The following is a 25,553-nucleotide window of genomic DNA, read 5'->3' on the forward strand; positions in this document are numbered from 1 at the left end:
TTACTTACAACGCCACTTTATGATAGTATAGATCAAACCATGCTTAAGAATCAGGGGAGAGGCGTAAGCATCCAAAGATTTTACACATTACTTCTTGTAGATTTATATCAGTTTTATACACTAAAAAGAATCACACTACATACTTACAAAACGTTTTCTAACTTAATTCAGAGGATAGGAAGGTTGGCTTTGCATGAAAAACATTTAAGACAAACCACCTATTCTAAAATAGAAGGTTATTTAAAATAACTTATTGTTGCTGGAAAAACTTAGTCTTAAGTTAACGACTATGGTTTATAATTTATGACCATACTATTTATTTTCTAAAAGTTTATTAACACCTGCAAGTTTTACACATACACAGAATAAATCCATAGCTATTTGTAATTCTTCTGCTGTAGGATAAGTTGGCGCAATACGGATATTACGGTCATGTAAATCTTTTTTGTATGGGAATGTTGCACCTGCACCTGTCATTGTAACGCCAGCTGCTTTAGCAAGAGCTACAGTCTCTTTTGCACATCCTTCATAAGTATCAATTGCTACGAAATAACCACCTAATGGTTTTGTCCATGTTGCAAGACCTGTACCTTCAAGCTCTTTATCTAAAGTTTTAAGTACAATATCAAATTTAGGTTTAAGTTCTTCTGCTAATTTTTTCATATGTACGCGTACGCCTTCTGCATTTTGGAAGTAATGCACTGTACGTAATTGATTGAGTTTATCATGACCAATTGTTTGAACACCCATGTGTTTTTTAATCTCAGCTACATTACTTTCGCTAGATGCTATTAATGACACCCCTGCACCCGGGAAAGTAATTTTAGAAGTTGAGAAGAAATAATATACACGATTTGCATTACCTGCTTTTTCAGTAAGCTCAAAGATATCTGCAAGCTTTTTCTCACCATAAATGTGATGAACACCATAAGCATTATCCCAGAAAATTCTGAAGTCATCTGCTGCTGTTTTCATTGTTGCAAGGCGGGCTACTACATCATCACTGTAGCATACTCCCTGTGGATTTGAATATAATGGCACACACCAAATGCCTTTAATAGAAGCATCATTTGCTACAAGATCTTCTACAAGTTCCATATCTGGGCCATCTTCTTTCATAGGAATTGTAATCATTTCAATTCCTAAATCTTCACATATTGCAAAATGACGATCATATCCCGGACTTGGACATAAGAATTTTACAACTGGTAATTTACTCCAAGGAGTATTACCTTGTGTGCCAAATAACATTAAACGTACCATTGTATCATACATTAAGTTTAAGCTTGAATTTCCACCAATAATGATTTTCTCTTTAGGTATATTTAATAAATCAGAAAATAACTTTTTAGCTTCTGGAATACCATCTAATACTCCATAATTACGTGCATCTAAACCATCTTCTGTGATATAACTTTCTAAAGCATCTAATACACCATTTGTAACGTCTAATTGTGAGCCTGCTGGTTTACCTCTAGACATATCTAATACCAAATTACGTGCTTTAAACGCCTCATATTCAGCACTTAATTCTTTTTGTAATGCTATTAACTGCTCTTTTGAATAACTTGTAATTGCTGCCACTTCAATTCCTCCCATTAACTTTCCTACTATAAATTATGATATCTACTCATGTATTATATATATTGTAACCTATCTTGTGCAATAAATCACTAGAAAAAATTCATTTTTTCTCTATTTTTTTAAAAAACACGCATTAATTTCAAAATTTCAGTTAACTTTTGAAAGAAGTTCCTTTTTTTTCATCATTTATTTTATTATATCTTTAACATATTTTTATATTCTTTATTAATTTCTACATTTTTTTACCGTTTCTAAATAACTAGCAATTTCTTCCCAATCATCCTTTTGCCTCGTCCCATTATTTTTTGACAGTTTGCTTAAAAATTTCAACGTCAGCTTCTAAATTTTCTTCAGTTTTATACCTTTTGACTACTTACTTTAAACACAAAAAGTGATGTCACAGATTGTAACATCACCTTTTTATGTATTATGCCTGACTTAATTCGATTTCATGAATCATTTCACTATCTATGTACTTATTTAATTCATTTACACCAAGTAAAGTATCTAACATAAACGGGAAATCTCTTAATATCCTTAACATACATCTCTTACAAAAACGTTCTCTCTCTTCTGGATGGCTTTGCAAATAAGACTTATGACCCCATATATGTGTAAATGTTTTCTGTGATGAATGAAACAGCATATTTACATCCGAAAAGCTAAAAATATCTATATTATTTTTTGAGGCACACATTGATATCAGTCTTTGCTCTGCAAAAACCATATAAATGAGTGGATCTCTAGCTTTTGTGTTTTGCATAAACTCTATAGCACATCTTGTATATTCTTCTTTAAATTGCTCATTGTTTATGAATGTAAATGCTGTATTACAAGGTAATACCCCCCAGTCGAAGCTTTGATTTATTTCATATGTATCATTTAATATAAACTTATCCAGTCCCGGATATACTTCTTCTGTAATATCCTCCCTATGGATAACTGTAAGTTCGTGTTTAATCAATTCTTCAGTTAAACTCTCCCAAATAATAAAGTCTGTATCCAACATTACACATGGTCCCTGCTGTTGTCTTAATGCATAAAGCTTACCTGCTGCCCAAAAGGTATAGGGGTCTATATCTACATCTACAGTTTTTTCCAGACTATAATCTATGCCAGCATTCCAAACAGAAGCTATTCCTAACCTCTGATAATACTCATAGCCTATAAGATCCGTCACCATTTTTATATCACCATTAAATTGTTGCCATTTTAAGGCTGATAAAATTGTAGTAAGGAGTTCAAAGTCTTCTATATAGTATTCTCCACTATGCCTCGCAAAGAACGGCTTTGTCCAGTTTGAATGAAATGCGTTCATTGACTTCTCCTTCCTAAATAAGCTCCAACCCATAACCCCCCACACCTGATTGTTCTCCATCATACTCTAATTCCCAATAGCTCATATCTGTTTTCCTCCTTAAAGAGTATTTTAGTTCAGGTTTAAAACCAAAACTGATCATCTGTTACTGTCCATTTACTATGTATGTGTTTTGGCTAGTTACATTATAGCACTTGTACACATTTTTTTGAATTCAAAATTAATGTTATAATCTTTTCATTTTTTGTACACTTTAACCTATTTTTCCCATTTACTATTTCATTTGAATTACCCTCTCAAAAAGGAGTGTTGCAAAGTGCAACACTCCCTTATATTTCAAAGGCATCCACAATCCCCCCAATCCTTGAGCCGCATATTCTACCCCTTTAATAACTTCATTTAAAACTTTAATCTGATTATTCATTTCTCCAGTAAGTTCTAAAAGCTGCCCACTATCATTTTTATTAATAATCTGATTATTTTCTTTGTCTGTTGTTATCTCATTCATCTTAGCATCTGCTTTTCGAATCATTCTATTTTGACTTTTCATTGCTTCCATAACTTCTTTTAAAACATTAGCTACTTCATTAAAATGTTCAATACTCTCCATACTTCTTAATGTACTTTTAGAAGATACTAATACTTTCTCACTAATAACAATCATATTTTCATTAGTATAATTAATTAATTCACCAATATCTGTTACGATCTTTTCTATTTCTAAAGTAGACTGACTTGTTGTATTGGCAAGTTTTTTTATTTCTTCTGCCACAACTCCAAAGCCTTTTCCAGCCTCTCCTGCTCTAGCTGCCTCTATTGATGCATTAAGGGCTAATAAACTTGTTGTTTTACTCACATCATTAATTGTACTTACAATTTCTGTAATTGTTTTAGAACTAAGTGCTAAACGCTCCATATGTTTTACAGCCTTAGCAGTAGCCTCTTCTAAATCCTTCATGGCATAAAGTGCATAATCCCCTGCCTTTTTAGATTCTATAGTAGCTTCATTAGTCGTTTCAATTTTATCTGAAATTTTTTCAATTAAAGTATCATGATTGCTAAACATATTTGATATATTCACAAGTTCATTTTGAGTATTTTTTAATAGCTCATTTTGTTTAATTGCATTATCTGATACAACATTTACAATATTTTCTATATGTTTTGTAGTTCCTACTACCTTCACAATAGCTCTTTTTGTAATTTGTGTTGCCTTAGCGATACGCCTTACCATATGCATTTGGTTGCTCACAAATTTATTAAACCACTTTCCAAGTTCCCCCACTTCATTTTTAGGTTGGTTTTCTACTCGCTTGGTAAGCTTTCCATTTCCTTCTGCTATGTCATAAAGAATATCTACCGTTTCATTAAGTGTTTTTGTAATATAATGATGAATAACTTTGTATGTTATATAAAATGTACCACCACTCAAAAAAGCTGTAGCAATCATCCCATATCCTTTAAATATAAGGCATAAAACAGCATTTAATACAATAAATACGGTTGTTATAGTAGCTATATACAATGGCACCTTTATATCAATACTATTAAAATCATAAATTTCACTAATATCCCCTTCACACATCATCCCCCAAACTTCATCTGAATAAGGCGGTATAATCGTTATCCCTTTTCCACCTACCATAATATGCCTATAATCAGGATATCCTGGATAGCAGTTGCAGTTTTCTCCTTTTTCTATTGTTTGCTTTACACCAAAATGTAACGCTTTAATCTGTGGGTCATTAAATATAATTTCAAATTCTGTATGTTCCTTAATTTGAATCACTTCACCTAATGTAGTATGGATTCCATCTTTTAGATTTTCTCCTAAAGTAAATGTTCGATCTTCAAACCGACTTCTAGATATAGCTGTGCCAGGTAAAATCCCTCTATTATTTTTGATCATAAACAAATAATTATCACCTGATTCTTTATAAATATGTACATCTTCTTCTTGAATCACATTTGATAAATCATCATTTAAAACTCTTGCACATAGTAAATAATAGCTTTCTTCCATAAGTGGCTCTGAAAAAAGAAGTGTTACCTCATCCTTAAATTGACGTTCTACAGGAATATCCAATGTTCTTTTATCACAGTATGGACCATACATATAACGTTTGCATAATTTGGCATAATTTAAATTAGGCAAATCATTAAAAACTAAATTCATATGTTTCTCAAATGAAGAGGCAATAACTTTTCCTTCATCATTTAATACAAATAACTCTATAATTTCTTGATCCATTTTAAGTGCCTCTACTAACACTTCACTTAGCTTATTTTCATCATAATCTCTGGCTAAAATCTGACGCTTAATCATTTCAATTTGAAACCACTTATCATCAAACCATTCTTCTAAAGCACGCTTTCTCCCCATAGCTATGCCTTCGAATACTTTTTCCGAATGTTTCTTTAACTTTTTATTTTCTTTATAACTACTGTCCTTACTACGCCATAAACTCATTTCTAAATCTCCCATTTTGTATATATTATCTAAATCAAAAAGGTGCCATAGATTAGGGATTCTCATCCACTCTCTATGACACCTTTGTCTATATTATTTTATCATATTTCAGTTTTTTTTTCAATCAAACAATTAATTCATTTACTACTCCACTAAAAATAAAACGATTTTAAAAATCCAGTTTGCTGTTATACCTGCACATAATCCACCAATTGTATGTGCAAAAATTGCTCTTCCTGTAAGTTCTCTACATTTAAGACTATCCATCATAGCTGTATGTGTACTTAAGTAACCACTCCAACACATACACATCGCAGTAAACACAGCTACATCATTTACATTAGCTAGCCCCGCACCAATCATATTGGGAATAAGCCCAATAGCAGCGCCTGCTGCGCCTAAAGATGTAATTGGTACCGCAATAGCTTCTGCTGAAGAGAATCCAAATAAAGGCTGTAAAATAAAGTTAAGCTTCTCACCTATAACTGGTAAAAGTCCAATTCCTTCATAAGCCTTGCCTGTGTAAAGTCCTTCTGGTCCTGGTCCATTAGTCAGCATCAGTACTACTGTACAAATAATAAGTACACCTGGAATAATTGCCATTCCCATACCTACTCCTGAATGTCCTCCTTCTAACACGGCATTCATAAAACGTGAACCAATGTTGCCCTCTCTAATTTCTCTATAATTAATGAAATCCATTTGATAGCCAATATTTTCTTCACACCACGCTTCAATGCCATAATGTGCTTTTGTATAATGCATCATAATCTTTGTACTAATAATGCTTCCTATAACAGCCCCTAAGTTTCCAATGAGCACAGCAAGTCCTAAATGTTCATCAACATCTGATAACCCAATCATATATACTGTAATCATAAGTCCCATACCAAAAGCTGTTCCTAAGTTTGTAAGGGCTGGTAATTGATATTTTTTGAAGTACTGTCTAAATCTCTTATCATCGCATAATGTTAAAATCGCTGGATTATCTGAGAAATATGTAGTCAGTACACTCATAATGCTGGCACCTGGTAAATCATATATAGGCTTCATAAGCCAAGCAAGTCCTTTATTAATGAGTGCTAACCCACCAAACTCTGTTAAAATACCTGCAAATGCCCCTGCAAGCACCGCAATTGCCATAATATAAAATACAGTATTAATTAAAAGATCAAATGAAGTATTAATCATAGTATTGAACATATTGGCGAGTCCCATTTTGCTCGATAGTATCCTAAAGCCAGCAAATACTAATACAACACACACAACGCCTTCTAAGCTTACTGCTTTTTTATATGTGTATCTTGCTTATTTTTCTTATTCATTTTAGCATTTCCTTTCTTGTCATTTCATTCTAGCATCATTCTAGTTTATTATAGAACAGCCACATATATAACCATGTCATTCTATTTATACATATAATTTGTATTATAGGGCATTTCTGTCATTGCTGCAACTTAAAGCTACATAAATATTAGTGTAAATTGTTGCAAATAGGTATATAATAATAAAAGACATAGGCCAATAAAGTAATATGGCTTAGGGAGGAAAACATATGACTACAATTAATCGTAATGACCCATGTTGGTGTGGCAGTGGGCAAAAATATAAAAAATGCCACCTTGCTTTTGATGAAAAACTTACACTTTTAGAACGTCAAGGTGAAGAAGTCCCACCAAGAAAAGTTATTAAAACAAAAGCAGATATTGAAGGCATTAAAAAGGCTGCTGCTGTAAATAATGCTATCTTAGATTTAGTAGGTACTAAAATCCACGCCGGTATGAGCACAGAAGAAATCAATACACTTGTTCACAATTATACAATTGAACACGGCGGAATTCCTGCACCACTTAACTACTCTGGTTATCCAAAAAGCGTGTGCGTTTCTATAAACAATGTAGTATGCCATGGTATCCCATCTGAAGATACTATTTTAAAAGATGGCGATATCGTTAACGTAGACGTTACAACAATCGTAAATGGCTACTATGCTGATGCTTCACGTATGTATATGATTGGTGAAGTAACACCTGAAGCAAAACGCCTTGTAGAAGTTGCTAGAGAATGTCTCATTAAAGGTGTGGAAGCTGTTAAACCTTGGGGACATGTAGGCGATATCGGTGCAGCTGTTAATGCTCACGCTACAGCAAACGGCTACTCTGTTGTTATCGATCTCGGCGGTCACGGCGTAGGAAATGACTTCCATGAAGAACCATTTGTACCTCACGTAGGCGAAGAAGGTGAAGGCATGCTCCTTGTTCCTGGAATGGTTCTTACTGTAGAACCAATGATTAATGAAGGCGCCTATGAAGTTTACATTGATGAAAAAGATGACTGGACTGTTTACACAGAAGACGGCTTACTTTCAGCACAATGGGAACATACTATTTTAGTTACTGAAGATGGTATTGAAATACTTGCTTACTAAAAAGGTACCTGCGAAATTCGCAGGCCTTTTTTATTTAAAAGTTTCACGACGTATTAACTTCGTTTCAATAATGGCATGCTCATGCTTCTTTTCATTATTTTCGAGATACTCTACTAAAAGCTTAGCTGCTGCATATCCTAATTTATTTCCATAGATTTCTACAGAACTTAAAGAAGGTCTCTGGTACTCTGCAAGTACTGTATTATTAAAACCAATAACTGCCTTACCTTTAATTTCTTTATCCTCTAAATATTTACTTACTCCAATTGCCATTAAATCATCTGTGGCAATAATTGCTGTTGGCAACTGTGCAACTAACATTTCTTCCATAGCTTTCGCACCTTCTTCTTCCGTGAAATCATCACCATGATAAACAAGTGCTGAATTATATTCTATGCCATGAGTTTCAAGTGCACGTTTATATCCTTCTAAACGATCTTTAGATACTGTCCACTTTTTCTTTGCACTGACAAAGGCAATTCTTTCATGTCCTTTTTTAATAAGTTCTTCTGTAATTTCATAAGTTGCACCAAAGTTATCATTATCTACCATAATACAGAAGTTTCTCGTCCAGGTCTTCCAATAACCACAAATGGGAAGTTGGCTTCTCTCAAGTTTTTAATGATCTTATCATTCTGTTCCGAGTGAATAATAATAATTCCATCTACTGCACCATTTGTACTAAATTCTTGAATATTACGGGTTTCTTCTTCATCTTTCCCAAAGGCATACATTAAAAAGTATTTCTTTTCTTGCGCATAAGTACTAATCCCTAACATCATTTGAATAAAAATAGGATTTCCAAAGGAAGTAGCAACATCAATAGGTAAAATAACACCTATTGTCTTCGTTTGGTTCTTTGCTAAGTTCCTTGCCATTACATTAGGCTTATAGCCTAATCTTTTTATAACTTCATTAACTTTTGCTCTAGTTCCTTCACTAATACGTGGATTGTTAGAAAGCACACGTGATACAGTGGACTTAGCCACCCCCGCTTCACGGGCTACGTCATTAATCGTTATTTTCACTTTTATATTTCTCCTCTTATTTTAATATTTTGATTATACCCCACTTTACATCTTTTATCCAACATTAATGATTTCTAAGGTTTTTATATAGCCCCTTTATTATACTCATAAAAAACATATTAAAACTACCCTAAGGTATCTTTAATATGTTTTTTATTTTATAAACTTTTTAATAGGTGATTTAATTATTCGCTAATTGGACGAATATGTTTTTCACTAATTGCTTTTACTTTATCTACGCGTGCTGTATATCTTACCTGATTACTTAAGTAATCAGTTATAAGCCATGTTTTTACAATTTCCATAGCAATTGCTGATCCAATGATTTTACCACCAATGCAAAGTACATTTGTATTAGAATGTGATCTTGCAAGTCCAGCACAGAATGGGTCTTGGCATACTGCTGCATATACATCTGGTAATTTGTTAGCAATCATTGCACTTCCGTAACCTACACCATCTACAAAAATTCCGCGGTCTACTTCGCCTTTTGCTACAGCTAAACTTGCTGGATAAATGTAATCTGGTAAATCAGCCGAATCTTCACTATGACATCCAAAGTCTACAACTTCATGCCCCTGTGATTCTAAATAAGCTTTAATTTCATTTTTTAATGCAAAACCTGCATGGTCATTTGCTAATGCAATTTTCATGTATGTCTACCTCCAAAGATGTCTTAAGTCTTTATTATATCAAATATAACCAATATAATCCATTTATTTTATAACTTATGGTCACTGCTAAGTATTGCACCCATAAACATTCCTGTAAATAGCATGCCCGAAATCGCAATAATACATGTAATCACTTTTGCCAAATTCGTGGTAGGCCTAATATCGCCAAAGCCTACTGTAGTAAAGGTGACAATCAAATAATAAAATAAATCAATCATAGCTTCCCTTGTGAGCTGCTCTGCTGCAATAAAATGATGGACTTTAACATTCATATAAAACTGCACAAACACAAGTAAACAATATAAATTCATCAAAATAATCCCAAGCCATGTCAGTATGCTTTTGATTTGAATAGACTTACTTGAATATAATTTATGCCCTGTTACAATATGTACAACCTCTCCATAAACATTAAAAGTACTTAATAATAAAGTCATAAACGTGAGTTGAATCTCAACCATACTATTCATTTTAGGCATATGCCATAAAATAATGAGTGGTGCTAAAATCGTAAACGCCCCATTTAAAGTCAACATTTTACTATAGGTATTTAACCAATTTAAGGCAATTACCATCACTCGAATAAGCCATGTACAAACAATAAAGGTCACACAAAAAATAAGTAAACCTTCCTTATAATCAACTACTTTTAAAGTATTAATAAAACTAACTACTGCTACTACGCCTATTTGCAAAAGCCCAGCTAATCTTTCACCCTTGTCAGCACTATTATAAAAAGGAATAAACCAATCAATAATCCCGCCATTTTGTATTCTTTTGCTAATGTAGTAAAGACTTTGTTTTTCTGTAAAATCCATTATCTGCTTTTCTTTACTGCGCCACAGCCACAAACTAAGTAAACCTATCAGTAAAAGTATATACATTTCACTTCACACTCTCTTAAGCTTTTCCTTTTAAGTATATTCCTTTTTTATAAAAACATGACAGGCTTAAAATGAATTACTTCCTTATTATAGGGGACTTTTAAATCCCAAATACCGTTTTCTGCTCTACCTAATCTTTTCAAACAGATCATAACAATGTATCCCCTCTTTTTCCCCTACATTATACTTTCTAGTCCATTTCACATAACGATGCATCCCACTAAAACAATTAATATCATTATCACAACATAAACGAATAAGCTCTGGATAACCATATTCATTAAATGTATCTACATAAATACATCCAGATACAATATAAGAAAAACCTTTTTCATCGTCTTATGGAAATTCTGCCTTAAAATTACGTCCAAGCTGCCCTGTCATATCATTCATCAAAGATTTTCTGACCAATTGATAACCCCAAGGCAATAAATCACACGTATTATAAATGAAACGGGCAATCCTTCCTAAAAGCGCTTGTAATTTACGAATATTTTTGCAGGCTTCTTCTTTGTTAAGTCCTGCTTTTAATAAGGTTTTATAACTAGCTGTAATAGCTATAATATGTGACATATAATGCAACTTATAATTTTCTTCCCCAAAATCAGCTGCTATTACTAATGCCTTACTTTATAAAAATCTAGTAATGCCGCTTTTTGTTCATGATGCTTTAGCAATTTCTTAAGCTCCCTATACATAAGGTATCTGTACATCCTTAATCCCTTCTCTATCTCCTTATCCATTGAAGTTCCCCCTTATTTATATATACTTGTTTTTACCACTTATAATCATACTATCATTTTAAATTTCACATAGGTTTTATACAATAGAAAAAGAGGGTGCTCCCACCCTCTTTTCTATATACCTTATATTTTATCCTTATAATCTTCTCTTAAAATCTTCATATCCAAATGTCTTTACAACTTGTAATCCGTCCGCTTCGCTGTAAAGACAAATTGCTGGTAAGTTAATGCCATTAAAAGTATTATTTTTTACCATACTATAAATGGCCATATCACAAAAGATTAATCGATTTCCCGCCTTAAGCGTTGATCAAACGAATAATCTCCTATAATATCTCCTGAAAGACACGTTTGACTGCCTAAACGATAAGTATAAGCTTTCTCCCCTGCTTTTCCTGCACCAATAATGCGTGGTCTATATGGCATTTCTAAAACGTCTGGCATATGACATGCTGCTGATGTATCTAGTATAGCAATATCTATGCCATTTGTCATAGTTGTTAACACCGTTGAAACTAAATATCCTGCGTCTAATGCCACCGCTTCGCCTGGCTCTAAATAAACTTCTAAATCATATTTATTTTTAAAATGCATAATACACTCTACTAATTTCTCAATATCATAATCCGTTCTTGTAATATGATGTCCACCACCGAAGTTAATCCATTTCATTTGATATAAAAACTTGCCAAACTTCTCTTCTACAACTTTTAAAATACGCTCTAGTGTATCTGAGTTTTGTTCACACATGGCATGGAAATGGAGTCCTTCAATCCCTTCAAGGGATTCTGGCTTAAAGTTGGCAAGGGTTGTGCCCATTCTTGATCCTGTAAAACATGGGTTATAAAGATCTGTTTTAACTTCTGCATACTCTGGATTAATACGAATGCCACAGCTAATTGGATGATCTGCACTTTGAATGCGGCTGCGGTACTTCTCCCATTCTTCACAAGAGTTAAACACAATATGTCCGCAGTATTTCATAATCTCGTCAAACTCATCTTCTCGGTAAGCTGCTGCATAGATATGCACTTCTTTTCCCATTTCTTCATAACCTAATCTTGCTTCAAATAAAGAGCTAGAAGTGACCCCACTTAAGTATTTCCCAATAAGCGGGAAAGTACTGTACATAGAAAAGGCTTTTTGTGCCAGTAATATATGAGCTCCTGTACGTTCTTCTACAGATTTTAGAACTTCTAGATTTTTAATGAGTAATCGTTCATCAACAATGTAACTTGGCGAAGGTACCTTACTAAAATCTATTACCATCTAAACCTCCTTGTGCTTCTCTTAATCTACAAATTTAGGTGCAAATGTTTCTTTCCATGGTAAGCCCCATTTATTTAAAGCTTCCATGAATGGATCTGGATTGAATTCTTCTACATTGTAAACACCTGGTTTTTTCCATTCTCCTTTAAGGAGCATCATCGCACCAATCATAGCTGGAACCCCTGTTGTATAAGAAATAGCTTGTGAACCTACTTCTTTGTAACATTCTTCATGGTCACAAACATTGTATACGTAATAAGATACTGGTTTACCATCTTTTACACCTTGATAAATACATCCAATATTTGTCTTACCTTTTGTTCTTGGTCCAAGTGATGCTGGATCTGGAAGAACAGCTTTTAAGAATTGTAAAGGTACGATTTGTTTGCCTTCAAATTCAATTGGCTCAATAGATGTCATGCCTACATTTTGAAGCACATTTAAGTGTGTAAGATATCTTTCTGAAAATGTCATGAAGAAACGAATACGTTTAATACCTGGCATATTAAGTGCAAGTGATTCTAATTCTTCATGATGTAAGAGATACATATCTTTTTCACCAATTTCAGGGAAGTCATAAACACGTTTGATTTCCATTGGCTCTGTTTCTACCCATTTACCATTTTGGATATAACTTCCTTTAGCTGTAACTTCACGAATATTAATTTCTGGGTTAAAGTTTGTTGCAAATGGATAACCATGATCTCCTGCATTAGCATCTAAAATATCAATATAATGAATTTCATCAAAGTAATGTTTTAAAGCATAAGCAGAGAATACTCCTGTTACACCTGGGTCAAATCCACAACCTAAAATGGCTGTAAGACCAGCTTTTTCGAAACGTTCTCTATAAGCCCACTGCCATTTGTATTCAAATTTCGCTGTATCTAATGGCTCATAGTTTGCTGTATCCAAATAATGTACACCTGTTTCAAGACATGCATCCATGATTGTAAGATCTTGATATGGAAGTGCCACATTGATTACGATTTCTGGTTTAAATTCATTAATAAGGGCTACAAGTTCTTCTACATTATCTGCATCAACTTGTGCTGTTTGGATTTTTGTTTTTCCACCATCAAGTTTAGCTTTTAAAGCATCACATTTAGATTTTGTACGGCTTGCGATACAAATTTCTTCGAATACCTCTGAATTTTGACAACATTTATGTACTACTACGCTAGCTACACCACCAGCACCAATAATTAGAGCTCTACCCATTTAATTTAATCCTCCTAAAAATTAATAATATATATACTAAACGTCTTGCCTAAAAAGACCGCGTTTATTGCAATTAATGAGTTTCCTTGTTTTATAGCAAGTTCATCTTTTTAACACTTTTTGCTTCTTCTTATCATAGATTCTCCTTCATTTTCTCTGATAAGAACTTATCTACACTAATTGTCTTTTCATCATTTAATCTTATGATAGATAGTTCTTACTAGAAAAAGCGCAATGATATATACGCTTATGATAAGAGATCTAATATATAATTGGGAAGTGCAAAGCTTCCACGATGAATTATTGTATTATAATATTTTGTTTTAAGACCAAATGCTTTCCACGCTTCTTCTTGTAGATCTTTAACTGGATGAAACTTCTTAGATACAAAACCAAATAACCACTGTCCTGAAGAGTAAGTTGGGATGTTGGCACCATAGAATTTCATAATAGGGAAAATCCCTACCATTTTTTCATAAGCCATTTCTAAAGAATTTTTATGCATTTGATAATAAGGACTTTCATGTTGATTAATTAAAATTCCTTTTTCATTTAATGCTTTATAACAGTTACCATAAAATTCTTTTGTAAATAATCCTTCTCCTGGTCCAAAGGGATCTGTGGAATCTACTAAAATTAAGTCATATTCATTTTCTTTGCCACGTACAAATCTTAAGCCATCTTCAAAATAAATATGTACTCTTGGATCATCTAACTTACAAGCTGTTTGCTGCAAATGCATCTTACAAGCCACAACGACTTTTTCATCTATTTCTACAAGATCAATATATTCAATGCTTTTATATCTTGTAAGTTCTCTTACAGTGCCACCATCACCACCACCTATGACAAGTACTTTTTTGATAGCTGGATTAACCGCCATAGGCACATGAACCATCATATCATGATATATAAATTCATCACGCTCTGTAACCATCATGCACCCATCTAATGTAAGAAAATTTCCAAACTCATAAGACTTCATAATATCAATGCGTTGATACTTACTTTGCTCTGAATAAAGATGTTCATCTACTTTTATTGAAAATTTTACATTTTCACTATGTTCTTCTGTAAACCAAAGTTCCACGTTATCCCTCCTTTTTAAGTTACTTTTTAAAGTTCCTTATCTTTGAAGCTTTTAGCTATTTTGTGCCACCACATTAATATACTCAATATTAATGTCCTCTGTCCCTGTTAAGAAGCAGCCCTTTTCCTTTGCATAAACAATATAGTTTAAAATATCTGCTGTAATCCCTTCTCCTGGTGCTAAAATTGGGATACCAGGTGGATAACACATAACAAATTCACTACAAATTTGTCCTTCACTTTCACCAATTGGCATAGACACTTTAGATGCATAAAAGGCTTCTTGTGGTGTCATAGCTACAATCGGATCGATATATTCATGGTCAAACATACCACTTTTATCTTTTGTATGTAATCGTTTAATTTCTGATAAGGCTGAGATTAAACGTTCAATGTTCAGTTCTTTATCGCCAACTGAAATAATAGCAAGGACATTTCCGATATCTCCAAATTCAATTTGAATGCCATAATCATCTCTTAACATATCATAAACTTCAATGCCCGCAAGCCCCATTTCACGTGTATGAATAGAAAGCTTCGTCACATCAAAATCATAAACAGTATCACCATTTATAAGCTCCTTGCCAAAGGCATTAAAGCCACCAATTTTATTAATCTCATCTCTTGCATAACTTGCAAGCTCTATGACGCGGTCAAAAATCTCTTGACCACAAATAGCTAAATTCTTTCTAGAAATATCTAAAGAAGACATTAATAAATACGAACCACTTGTTGTTTGTGTTAAATTAATGATTTGTCTCACATATCCTTCTCTTACCTCATTATTAATAAGTAAAAATGAGCTTTGTGTCAGTGAGCCTCCCGTTTTATGCATACTTACTGCCGCCATATCGGCCCCTACACTCATAGCTGAAGCTGGGAGTTTATCATTAAAATAAAAATGAGTCCCATGCGCTTCATCTACTAAAACTAACATGCCATGCTGATGTGCAAGTTCTGTAATGGCCTTAAGCGGTGAACAAATGCCATAGTATGTTGGATTATTCACTAAAACTGCCTTGGCATCAGGATTTTGTAAAATAGCTGTTTTAACATCTTCATAGGACATGCCTAATGGAATCCCTAACTCTTTATTAACACCAGGATTCACATAAATAGGCACTGCCCCACATACAACTAATGCATTAATAGCACTACGATGTACGTTTCTTGGCATAATAATTTTGTCACCACGTTTACAAGCCGTCATCACCATCGCTTGTACTGCTGATGTAGTACCACCTACCATGAAGAAGGCATGTTTTGCACCAAAAGCTTCGGCTGCTAGACTCTCAGCTTCTTTAATGACCGACACAGGATGACATAAATTATCAAGAGGTTTCATAGAGTTAACATCTACACTTAAACAATTTTCACCTAGAAAATTAGTGAGTTCTTTATTTCCTTGCCCTTGTTTATGTCCTGGCACATCAAAGGGTACTATGCGCATTTTTTTATAACGTTCAAGTGCCTCATAAATAGGCATCCTTTCTTGTTTATTCATCGCTTAATTCCTTTACTTAATTATTTTTGTTTTTAGTAACCTATATTTTATATGATTACTAACTTATACACTAATATCTCATGTACTTTTTATATTCTATGGGATACATTGAATCAGATTATTTATACTAACTTTTTTGATTAATATAATTATTTTTTATCAAATAACTTTTTCAATTTATTTTACTGTCACATTTTACAATATACTTCCACAAATAGCAAGAGTAAATATTAATCATTTTGTTTACTTATACTTAACTTTATACTCCAAAAATATATTTTTTTATATCCAAAAAACACAAAAACCTCGAATTATCATAGAATTCAAGGTTTTTATATTCTAAACTTTTTATTTAGAAATTCCTCTTTTTTATTTTTAAAAAAGAGTTTTTTATTTTATCAAGGTCATTTTTATTTTCATTAAACTGAATAATAATATAAATAATTTTATCATATTTCTATAATTAATTTTCCAATAAATTATTTACAGCACTAATAAGTGCTTTAATAGATGCTGTCATAATATCATAATCTACACCACAGCCCCATTTAATCTGTTTATCTTCATTGTAGATTCCCACATAAGCAGCTGCTTTTGCTTTAGAACTTGTTTCTAATGCATGCTCTTTATAAGTTAAACTATCATATTGTAAATTTAATTTTTCTCGAAGGCATTACTTACTGCATCAAGTCTGCCATCTCCAACACCTTCACAAATTACTTCTTCTCCTCTTATTTTAAGAGTAAGATTTACATGGGTATTACCATTTGTTTTAAACTCATATTTCACAAGTTTTACAGGCATTTCTTTATTTAAAAATTCTTCTGTAAAGATATCAAAAATTTCACTTGGAACAAGTTCTTTGTGCATATAATCGGACACACCTTTTACAATATAACCAAATGTTTCACGCATTTTAGGTGGTAAGTCAAAACCATATTTTTGTTCAAGTAAATAACCAATTCCCCCTTTACCTGACTGGCTATTAATACGAATGACATCTCCATCATAAGCGCGTCCTACATCTTTTGGATCAATTGGTAAATATGGCACTGTCCAGTGTTTGCATTCTTTTTCTTCACGCCATTTCATACCTTTTGCAATAGCATCCTGATGAGAGCCTGAGAAAGCTGCAAATACAAGTTGCCCACTATATGGATGTCTTTCATGGACTTTCATGCGTACAAGCTCTTCATAAGTATCTACTATAGTTGGCATATCTTCAAAGTTAAGTTCTGGGTCTACCCCTTGTGAGAACATATTCATAGCCATTGTAATAATATCTACATTCCCTGTACGTTCTCCATTCCCAAACAATGTACCTTCAATACGATCTCCACCTGCTAAAAGTGCCATTTCAGCTTCAGCTACTGCTGTTCCCCTATCATTATGTGGATGAATAGAAATAAGGACATTTTCACCATATTTAAGATTATCACGCATATATTCAATTTGGCTTGCATACACATGAGGCATTGCACATGAAACTGTTGAAGGTAAGTTAATAATGACTTTATTCTCCTGTGTTGGCTGCCAAATATCAAGTACTGCATTACAAATCTCTAAAGCATAAGTCATTTCTGTGCCTGTAAAGCTTTCTGGAGAATATTCAAACCGATAATTTCCTTCATATTCTCTTGCATATTCTTTGACAAGCTTTGCACCATTTACTGCAATCTCTATAATCTCTTCTTTAGACTTTCTAAATACCTGCTGCCTTTGAGCTACAGATGTAGAATTGTATAAGTGAACAATAGCATTTTTAGCCCCACGTAATGCTTCAAAAGTCTTCTTAATAATATGTTCCCTAGATTGGGTTAAAACTTGAATAGCAACATCATCAGGTATGAGATTTTTCTCAATAAGCTTTCTTAAAAAGATGAATTCTGTTTCAGATGCTGCTGGAAAACCTACCTCTATTTCTTTGAATCCAAGCTCTATTAAGAATTTGAAATAAGCGATTTTTTGCTCTAAATCCATAGGTACAATAAGTGCCTGATTACCATCTCTAAGGTCCACACTACACCAAATAGGTGCTTTTGTGATTTGTGATTTTTGTGCCCATTTCATATTTGTAATAGGTGGCATAAAATAGTTACTTGCATACTTTTCTACATTTCTCATATCCTAAACTCCTCTCAAAATCCTCTATTTTAAAATTTTTAAATATAAGATTAAAAATTTAAAATTTAAACTTTAAACAATAAATCAAAAAGCCCTTCATCTCTTACATTAAGAGACGAAGGGCATACTCCGCGGTACCACTCTTATTCATACATTACTCATGTATGCAACTTTTAAAAATACGGACTGATTAGTCTTATATCCCCCTATATGATAACGGTTAGGTTCCGTCTTCACCTACTATTGTTTCAGTGAGCTACTCCATGGCGAGTTCAAATTCTTAAGCTGACTGTTTCACACCAACCAACAGCTCTCTGGACACCCTCTTGAATTCTACTATTCCACTTCAAAGTATTTATAATATTAATTTCATAATATCATTTATTTTTAAAATTGTCAATATGTTTTACACTTTATTTTTAATTCCATCTTCTCATAAATCTACCTTGTCAACCCTCAAAACCTGTACTATAGTTAATAAAGAACCCATTTAAAGAGGAGATAATTAAATGATTAGATTATTTACACATAATGATTTAGATGGTCTTGGTGGACCTATTTTAGCGGCCATTGCTTATGGCACAGATGCTGTAACTTTTGACAGTTGCCGTTATGAAGACATTAACGAGAAAGTAATGGCTTATATCGAAGAAAAAGAATTCTTAAGCTATGAAAAATGCTATATTACAGATATCTCTGTCAGCGAAGAAGTTGCAAAATACATTAGTGAAACAACACTTACTGAAGGTGATACAGCTTATGTTTTAAAAGATCACTTTAAACTTTTAGATCACCATATTACAGCTATGCCACTTAATGCATTTAACTGGTGTCATGTAGAAGATACAGATGCAAATGGTATGAAATGCAGCGGTACTGCTTTATTTTACAGACATTTACTTACTCAAAATGTACCATTTAAAGAAAACCTTACAAAACAGCTTACAGATGTATTTGTAGAAAAAATTAGACGTTATGATACTTGGGATTGGGCAAAATTTGAAGACCTTGAAGCTAAACAACTTAATGACCTCTTCTACTTACTCGGTAAAGACCGTTTCATGGAATATTGGTGCACACGCCTTGCTGGTGAAGATGGTGAATTCGCCTTCGATGAGACACAAAAACTCATTTTAGAAATTCGTCAAAATGAAATTGATAAATATATTGAATCACGTAACGAAGAAATCATCGAGCGTGAAATCTTAGGTAAAAAAGCGGGGATTGTCTTTGCTGACCGCTATCAAAGTGAACTTGGCAACAAACTTGCTGAACTTCACCCTGAACTTGACTTCATTGCTATGATTAATGCTGGTAGCGGTGTTTCTTGCCGTACAATAAAAGAAGATATTAATCTTGGTAGTGATATTGCTGCTGTATTTGGCGGCGGCGGACACGCTAAAGCTGCTGGACTTCCTGTAAAAGATGAAGTCCGTGAAATGATTATTAATCAAATCTTTAAATGTGATTCGAAATAGGCCATTGAGGTAGCATTTGAAACACATCGGGCGTTAAAAGAATAAGTTAATGTATTCAAACTTCTATTCAGCTTATAAACATATACGCCTATATATTTATATTAAAAATAATGTCACACTACTAACTTATCAAGTCAGTAGTGTGACATTATTTTTGGTGCTAGTCTTCTTTGATATAAGAAGCACTTACGAAACCTACTGTTCCGTTTTGTGTTTTTACTTTGTACCAATTACCTTGTTTGACTGTAATTGTTACTTTGTCCCCTTGTTTTAAGAATGCTACGATTTGACTTGTGGCATTACCTTCTTGTCTTAAATTAAGTGTTGTAGCTGTAACTGTACCTTTTTTAGTAGTTTGTACTGCTGCACTGTTTGTATTATTTGTTGTAGTCGTTGTTTCGTTAGATGTTTCAACTTTAATATAAGGTGCACTCGCCCAACCAATTGTGCCATCTGTAAGCTGTACTTTATACCAGTTGTTTAAAACAGCTTTGATTGTTAATTTTGTACCTAATGTTGCTTTTGCTACAATTTCACGGTCTATTTTTGCACCACTTCTAATATTAAGTATTGTAGCTGTTACGATTCCTGTTTTACCTGCTGCATCTTTTACAATATGATTTGTATTTGATACAGCTACTGTATTACTGCTAATATTAGAAGCAGGTGTATTTGTTGTTGTATTTCCCACATTACTTGTAGTACCAGTTACTACAGATGAAACTGGATTATTTTGATAAAAGCTTGCAATTTTAGTTTTACAATTGCCACGATTATTTAATAGGTCTCTTAAGCTAAAGAAAATGCTTCCTTTTACTTGACTATAATTTTTGTTAATGCCAAGTTGTGTATCAATTTGAGTAGCTACTGCATCTCGATAAATTCCTTGACCTATGTATAATTTAACATTTGTACCTGCAACTTCGTTAGACCACCATTTCACAAGTGTTTCATAATCTGCAAGTTTGTGGCCTGTTTCCCAATAAATTTGAGGTGCGACATAGTCAATCCAACCATTTTGAATCCATGTACGTGTATCTGCATAAACAGAGTAATAAGATTGGTTACCATTTGTTGCTGAACCTGTTGAATCTGTTGTACTATTTTTCCAAATACCAGCTGGACTTACACCGAATGTAATGTTTTTAGCATATGCTTTATTTACATTAGCAATTGCTGTATGTACTCTAGAAATCATATCATTAATATGATGACGTCTTGTATTTGCTACAACCCCATCTTTGCCTTCTCCTGATGGCAGTGGATAAGATGATGGATAGAAATAATCATCAAAGTGAATACCATCCACATCATAGTTTGAACCAATTTCCGTTACGGTATCTACGATATGTTGTTTCACACCTTCTACTTCTGGATTATAATAAAGAGCATTGTTATAAGCAAAAACCCACGAAGGATTTAATCTTGCTGGATGTAAGCTGTTTAATGCATTCACATTTGTTCCTGAAGTTGTGACACGGTATGGATTAAGCCACGCTTCAATAGCCATACCTTTTTCATGAGCCGCCGAAACCATGAATGCTAATGGATCGTATCCTGGATCTTTACCTTGTGTCCCTGTGAGGATATCTGACCATGGATTAATCGACGATTTATAAAGGGCATCTGCTTTAGGTCTTACTTGTACAATGACTGTATTAATTCCTATACTTTTAAGCTGACTGAGCTTATCATAAAATTCATTTTTTTGTGCCTCAATATTATTTTTAGTGCTTGAATAATCTAAATTATAAACTGTTGAAATCCAAACTGCACGTTTTTCAGCTGCTGCATTTGGCACTGCATATACATTGATGCCAGCCAAAACAAGTAGCATAACTAGCATGAGGCTTACTAGTTTTTTCATTTTACTTTTCACTGTGTATATCTCCTGTTCTGACATATTTTATATTTATTTATCTACATTGATTATAAGTTTGCCCCCTTTATTTGTAAATGGTTTTAACGTATTTGTCATAGTTCTGAAATATTCAACATTTATAAATGAAATCTGTTTAAAAAATTCCTTTTAGGTTACACTTCATATGTGTATTGTTACAAATTTGTAAGAATTTGTTTAGGTAATTCCATATCTTCTTCATATAAAACAAAGTATACTATAGATATCTCTTACAAAAGGAGCAATTATATGAAATTTTTATTGAAATTATTTAGATTTTTACTATTAACAATAGTTTTTTGTTTTGTAATCTGTATAGGCGTTATTGGCTATGAATACAAAACAACTATTCCAAAATACAATATAGATGACACACTTTTATCCATACGTGCCCAAGATCAATATACTCCCCTTGGCGAGATTAATCAAACTTTCTTAGATGCCTTAGTAGCTATAGAAGACCGCCGTTTCTATAAACATAGTGCTTTAGACTTTATTTCATTAGGACGTGCACTACTTACAAATCTCAATAGCGGAGATATCGAACAAGGTGGCAGTACCATTACTCAGCAGCTTGCAAAAAATGTCTTTTTAGGTGCTGAGCAAACTCTTTCACGTAAGGTTAATGAGATGTTTGTTGCTTTTTACTTGGAACAACATTATACAAAAGATGAAATTTTAGAGCTTTATGTCAATGTCATTTATTATGGCAACGGCAATACAGGTATTTATGCTGCTAGTACTAATTTCTTCGACAAATTACCAAGTGACTTAGACTTTAGTGAATCCACTTTACTTGCCGGCTATCCACAAGCACCATCCTATTATAGCACCAATAAAGTGGCTGCCTTAGAACGCCAAACACAAGTAATTGCTGCACTTACGGAGTATTCAGATGTTTATGATGATACAGCCTTATCTTATTAACCCAACAGGGAGTGTCGCAAAATTATAATTTTGCAACACTCCCTGTTTTTATTGATATTCAAGTATAACAGAAACTATAAGTATACCAACTGCTACACTTGCCATCAAAGTAATCAAATTAACTTTCTTCTTTTATCCTTCGCTAAGGTGTCCAAATGCCAGCTGAGGTAGTGGTAGGGTGTCGGATACCTGTGGAGTAATTTCCTGAGTGACTTAGTGAAGATGATGAAAGAGGTTTTAGGCGAACTGTTTGAAATAGCGCACGGTTTATCGCGCTACGAGTTTTCGCTGTTTCTTTCATTATCAAACTTAGCCTCTCATAAATTACGGAAGGAGTATCCGCTACCCCACCACTACCTCAGCGGACCTATTTTGTGACACCCGCTTTTCTTTTGTATATGATTATTCTATAACCTAATTCTAAACAAATAAGATATTTACCACTACTTTGATTCCTGACGGCTTACTTGGAATACAAGTTGTCCTTCACCTAATGCATTACTTTTAATTGAAACAATGCCTGTACCTGTTTCACCTTTTGTTCTTACATAAACGGCTAAATTACCGCCTACTAAAGTGTGATAAGTATGTCCTATAATTTCTATGCTGCCGCTTGTTTCTACACGCACTACTTCATTGATATAAGGCAGTACATTATCATTTTCATCTACAGCCTTAATAATAATGCGTGTGGCATCATAAGTTTCACCTAATATTAATTGATGGCGTCCTGCTTCTGCAAAAATGCGTGCTGGTGTATAGCCGCCTTTTGTAACAGTGCCTACTTTTTCCCCATCTTTATACCCTTCAAAAATATATTTTGCCTTTGCTTTTTGCACATCTAAAATATATTTTTCATAGAGCCCATGAATTGTTTCTTTATTCATTTTGCTCTTAAACCTTACAAACATAAGTTTCCCTTTAAGGTCTAAAGACACATCTCCTTCATTAGTCGCCATAGCCATAAGTATGGATTTGATTATTGCTGCATCTTTTGGAGAATATCCTTCCTCAGTGACAAGACTTTCTCCAATATAGTCATCTATATAAACCGGTGGATGTATTAAGTTTGGAAACTCTTCTTTATCTGGATAAAACTCACCAATATAGCGGTCATCCTTATAAAGTTTTACACTATCACAGTTGGTAAAGACATAAATGCCGCCTACTACGCTGCCCTCTTCACCTTGCATATTACTGCTTACTTCCATAACAAAGTTTTCATCTTGCTGACTGGCATAGGCATAAGCTGCTAATTTAAATTGACGCTCACTATCTAAAACACCTGTATAACAGATTTTTCTTCGGCCACCTGCATAAGTCACATATGCTTCATCTACATAACTTTTTGCAATAACACCACATATTCTCTCACTAGCCATCATTTCATCTAAAACACGCATATGTCTTAAAGCAAATTCTGTACGACGTTCCTCAATATCGAAGTTCTTAGTTGGAAACAGATTACCTGTATGGCTAGACACTAAATAAGGTATTTCATCACTTGGTGCCACTTTATCTGGCTCTTCAAGTCCGTCTCCCCCATCTGTGTAAGAATTATCATCATATGTATAAACATCAATTAATGACGTTTCATATGTTTGTCCTCCTATGGCTCTTGTAGGATCGAATTGTTTTAATAAGCCATGTGTTTGCAAATCATAGTTTGTAGCAATGTCTATTTTCCCGATTCCCCATAAAATTAAACCTGTGTAGTTACGATACGCCTTTATAAACTGCTCAAACTCGTCTTTACATATTGCTTCTTCATCTATTAACCCTTCTTGCTCTGCCCATTTTGGTAATTCCACAAATACAAGAAGCCCAATTTCATCACACTTTTTAAGAAAACTTGGTGTCACACTTTCCCCAGTGAGTTTCACCATATTCATATTTAAATCTCGTTTAATCATACAAGCTTCATAGGCTTCTAAAGCTGGCACTGGTGTATAATCTGTACTTTCTAATCCATCACCTTTACTCACACCACATAATTTTAGTTTTCTACCATTTAAGTAAAAGCCATCTGCTTTAAACTCAGCTTGTCTAAATCCAAAAGGTATAATCACTTCGTCTACAATATGGGCATCACATTGCAATAAAATATGTAAATCATAAAGAACTGGATCTTCTACATCCCAAATCTCTGCCTTTGTTGTCTTCATATTAAGACGTGGTGTCAGGCTTCTAAGTGGATTGCTGACTGCATTGGCAATGACATTCCCTTTTTGATCCATAATAGCCGCTTGTACATTCATGCCTTCTACTAAGCCAACAATCTCAATAGCTACCTCTACTTCTTTTTCAGCTTCAAGTACATTTTTAGTTATAATGCCTACATTCTCAATATAAGCAGATAATTTATGTTTTAGATAAACAGGTGCGTAAATAGCTCCGCCTTCTTCACCTTTAATGACCACACTGATTTTATTCACAGCATTATACTTTACAAACTTTGTAATATTCGCTTCAAAATAACCATAAGTTATATAACGCTGCTTTGCTAAAATGCCATTAATATATACTTGAACTTCTCCTCTAATCCCGTCAAAACAAAGCAATAAGTTTTCTTCATTTTCTCTCTTTGTTATTTCAATACACTTTTCATAATAAGAAGTTATGACATTGCCATTTAAAGAAATCTCATCATTTTTATATTCATTACAATCAATCTTTGGTAAATATGGTAAATTCATCATCTGTATATTGCCTTTTAATATATCTAAATCATCTTCTTTGAAATTTATTTTATATTGCCAGTCGAAATTTAAATCAATAATCTGTCCCATTTTTCCTCCTATTAATGGTAAACTCCTTTATATTCTTCTTAATTATAGCACATATACGCAAGATTTTATCTAAAATAACATGTATCAAAAAAGACATTGCAAAATTCTTGTCTTACAATGTCT

The 25,553-nt window shown here is 33.5% G+C and carries 18 protein-coding genes, 4 pseudogenes and 1 other annotated feature; of the genes and pseudogenes, 4 read left to right on the forward strand and 18 right to left on the reverse strand.

The features are described 5' to 3' along the window. Nucleotides 1–249: hypothetical protein (locus JCM14822_RS20965; protein WP_172674814.1), on the forward strand; the 249-nt coding region annotated here is incomplete at its 5' end. 63 nt (nt 250–312) lie between these two features. Here JCM14822_RS20965 and JCM14822_RS11440 read toward each other — a convergent pair. The 4 genes and pseudogenes from JCM14822_RS11440 to JCM14822_RS11455 all read right to left on the reverse strand — a co-directional run. Beyond that, nucleotides 313–1,584 (reverse strand): aminotransferase class I/II-fold pyridoxal phosphate-dependent enzyme, encoded by a 1,272-nt coding sequence (locus JCM14822_RS11440; RefSeq protein WP_172674815.1) that lies wholly within the window; start codon nt 1,582–1,584, stop codon nt 313–315. Between the two features lie 427 nt (nt 1,585–2,011). Then, on the reverse strand, nt 2,012–2,902 hold the full coding sequence (locus tag JCM14822_RS11445) for a DUF6734 family protein (RefSeq protein WP_157047731.1): 891 nt from the start codon (nt 2,900–2,902) through the stop codon (nt 2,012–2,014). A 274-nt stretch (nt 2,903–3,176) separates the two neighbouring features. After that, nucleotides 3,177–5,372 (reverse strand): methyl-accepting chemotaxis protein, encoded by a 2,196-nt coding sequence (locus JCM14822_RS11450; RefSeq protein ID WP_054742483.1) that lies wholly within the window; start codon nt 5,370–5,372, stop codon nt 3,177–3,179. Nucleotides 5,373–5,516: 144 nt separating this feature from the next. Next, nucleotides 5,517–6,656, reverse strand: a pseudogene (locus JCM14822_RS11455) (CD0519/CD1768 family membrane protein); the annotation flags it as partial. Between the two features lie 280 nt (nt 6,657–6,936). Between JCM14822_RS11455 and JCM14822_RS11460 the strand changes: the two are divergent. Further along, nucleotides 6,937–7,800 carry a methionyl aminopeptidase gene (locus tag JCM14822_RS11460; RefSeq protein ID WP_334291650.1) on the forward strand — a complete coding sequence of 288 codons (864 nt, stop codon included), beginning with the start codon at nt 6,937–6,939 and terminating at the stop codon, nt 7,798–7,800. Nucleotides 7,801–7,830: 30 nt separating this feature from the next. Here JCM14822_RS11460 and JCM14822_RS21925 read toward each other — a convergent pair whose 3' ends face one another. The 12 genes and pseudogenes from JCM14822_RS21925 to JCM14822_RS11505 all read right to left on the reverse strand — a co-directional run bounded on the left by JCM14822_RS21925 (nt 7,831) and on the right by JCM14822_RS11505 (nt 18,336). Next, the gene (locus tag JCM14822_RS21925; protein WP_242861493.1) at nt 7,831–8,352 is read right to left on the reverse strand and encodes a substrate-binding domain-containing protein; all 522 of its coding nucleotides are present in this window, start codon (nt 8,350–8,352) and stop codon (nt 7,831–7,833) included. Further along, complete coding sequence (locus JCM14822_RS21930) at nt 8,346–8,828, reverse strand: LacI family DNA-binding transcriptional regulator (RefSeq protein WP_242861494.1); 483 nt, start codon at nt 8,826–8,828, stop codon at nt 8,346–8,348. The genes JCM14822_RS21925 and JCM14822_RS21930 overlap by 7 nt, the downstream gene beginning before the upstream one ends. Before the next feature lie 185 nt (nt 8,829–9,013). After that, entirely contained in the window at nt 9,014–9,481 is a 468-nt protein-coding gene (locus tag JCM14822_RS11470) for an RpiB/LacA/LacB family sugar-phosphate isomerase (protein ID WP_054742489.1), read from the reverse strand. A gap of 68 nt (nt 9,482–9,549) precedes the next feature. Continuing rightward, the gene (locus JCM14822_RS11475; protein WP_054742491.1) at nt 9,550–10,386 is read right to left on the reverse strand and encodes a potassium channel family protein; all 837 of its coding nucleotides are present in this window, start codon (nt 10,384–10,386) and stop codon (nt 9,550–9,552) included. 126 nt (nt 10,387–10,512) lie between these two features. Then, nucleotides 10,513–10,710: pseudogene (locus JCM14822_RS25035) on the reverse strand (L-2-amino-thiazoline-4-carboxylic acid hydrolase); the annotation flags it as partial. A 15-nt stretch (nt 10,711–10,725) separates the two neighbouring features. Continuing rightward, the gene (locus tag JCM14822_RS11480) at nt 10,726–10,959 is read right to left on the reverse strand and encodes a hypothetical protein (protein ID WP_054742493.1); all 234 of its coding nucleotides are present in this window, start codon (nt 10,957–10,959) and stop codon (nt 10,726–10,728) included. A gap of 44 nt (nt 10,960–11,003) precedes the next feature. After that, nucleotides 11,004–11,129, reverse strand: a complete 126-nt coding sequence (locus tag JCM14822_RS22610; protein WP_278287214.1) for a hypothetical protein — start codon at nt 11,127–11,129, stop codon at nt 11,004–11,006. Between the two features lie 136 nt (nt 11,130–11,265). Further along, nucleotides 11,266–12,398 (reverse strand): annotated as a pseudogene (nspC, locus tag JCM14822_RS11485) (carboxynorspermidine decarboxylase). 21 nt (nt 12,399–12,419) lie between these two features. After that, the gene (locus JCM14822_RS11490; RefSeq protein ID WP_054742494.1) at nt 12,420–13,619 is read right to left on the reverse strand and encodes a saccharopine dehydrogenase family protein; all 1,200 of its coding nucleotides are present in this window, start codon (nt 13,617–13,619) and stop codon (nt 12,420–12,422) included. A 247-nt stretch (nt 13,620–13,866) separates the two neighbouring features. Next, nucleotides 13,867–14,709, reverse strand: a complete 843-nt coding sequence (speE, locus tag JCM14822_RS11495; RefSeq protein WP_054742496.1) for a polyamine aminopropyltransferase — start codon at nt 14,707–14,709, stop codon at nt 13,867–13,869. A gap of 51 nt (nt 14,710–14,760) precedes the next feature. Next, nucleotides 14,761–16,212: an aminotransferase class I/II-fold pyridoxal phosphate-dependent enzyme gene (locus tag JCM14822_RS11500; RefSeq protein ID WP_054742499.1), complete on the reverse strand. Its 1,452-nt coding sequence runs from the start codon at nt 16,210–16,212 to the stop codon at nt 14,761–14,763. A gap of 463 nt (nt 16,213–16,675) precedes the next feature. Beyond that, nucleotides 16,676–18,336 (reverse strand): annotated as a pseudogene (locus tag JCM14822_RS11505) (2-isopropylmalate synthase). A gap of 108 nt (nt 18,337–18,444) precedes the next feature. Continuing rightward, nucleotides 18,445–18,695: a binding site (T-box leader), on the reverse strand. 150 nt (nt 18,696–18,845) lie between these two features. Between JCM14822_RS11505 and JCM14822_RS11510 the strand changes: the two are divergent. Then, the gene (locus JCM14822_RS11510) at nt 18,846–19,814 is read left to right on the forward strand and encodes a hypothetical protein (RefSeq protein ID WP_054742501.1); all 969 of its coding nucleotides are present in this window, start codon (nt 18,846–18,848) and stop codon (nt 19,812–19,814) included. A 160-nt stretch (nt 19,815–19,974) separates the two neighbouring features. Here the strand turns inward: JCM14822_RS11510 and JCM14822_RS11515 are convergent, their stop codons facing one another. Further along, nucleotides 19,975–21,693, reverse strand: a complete 1,719-nt coding sequence (locus tag JCM14822_RS11515; protein ID WP_054742503.1) for a family 10 glycosylhydrolase — start codon at nt 21,691–21,693, stop codon at nt 19,975–19,977. Nucleotides 21,694–21,963: 270 nt separating this feature from the next. On the opposite strand from JCM14822_RS11515, the gene JCM14822_RS11520 reads away from it, so the two are divergent. Further along, entirely contained in the window at nt 21,964–22,641 is a 678-nt protein-coding gene (locus JCM14822_RS11520) for a biosynthetic peptidoglycan transglycosylase (protein WP_054742505.1), read from the forward strand. 443 nt (nt 22,642–23,084) lie between these two features. On the opposite strand, the gene JCM14822_RS11525 is transcribed toward JCM14822_RS11520, so the two are convergent. Next, the gene (locus JCM14822_RS11525; protein WP_054742507.1) at nt 23,085–25,430 is read right to left on the reverse strand and encodes a hypothetical protein; all 2,346 of its coding nucleotides are present in this window, start codon (nt 25,428–25,430) and stop codon (nt 23,085–23,087) included. Between the last annotated feature and the right edge of the window lie 123 nt (nt 25,431–25,553).

Origin of the sequence: Cellulosilyticum ruminicola JCM 14822 (assembly GCF_001311925.1) — a bacterium.
Classification (GTDB): Bacteria; Bacillota; Clostridia; order Lachnospirales; family Cellulosilyticaceae; genus Cellulosilyticum; species Cellulosilyticum ruminicola.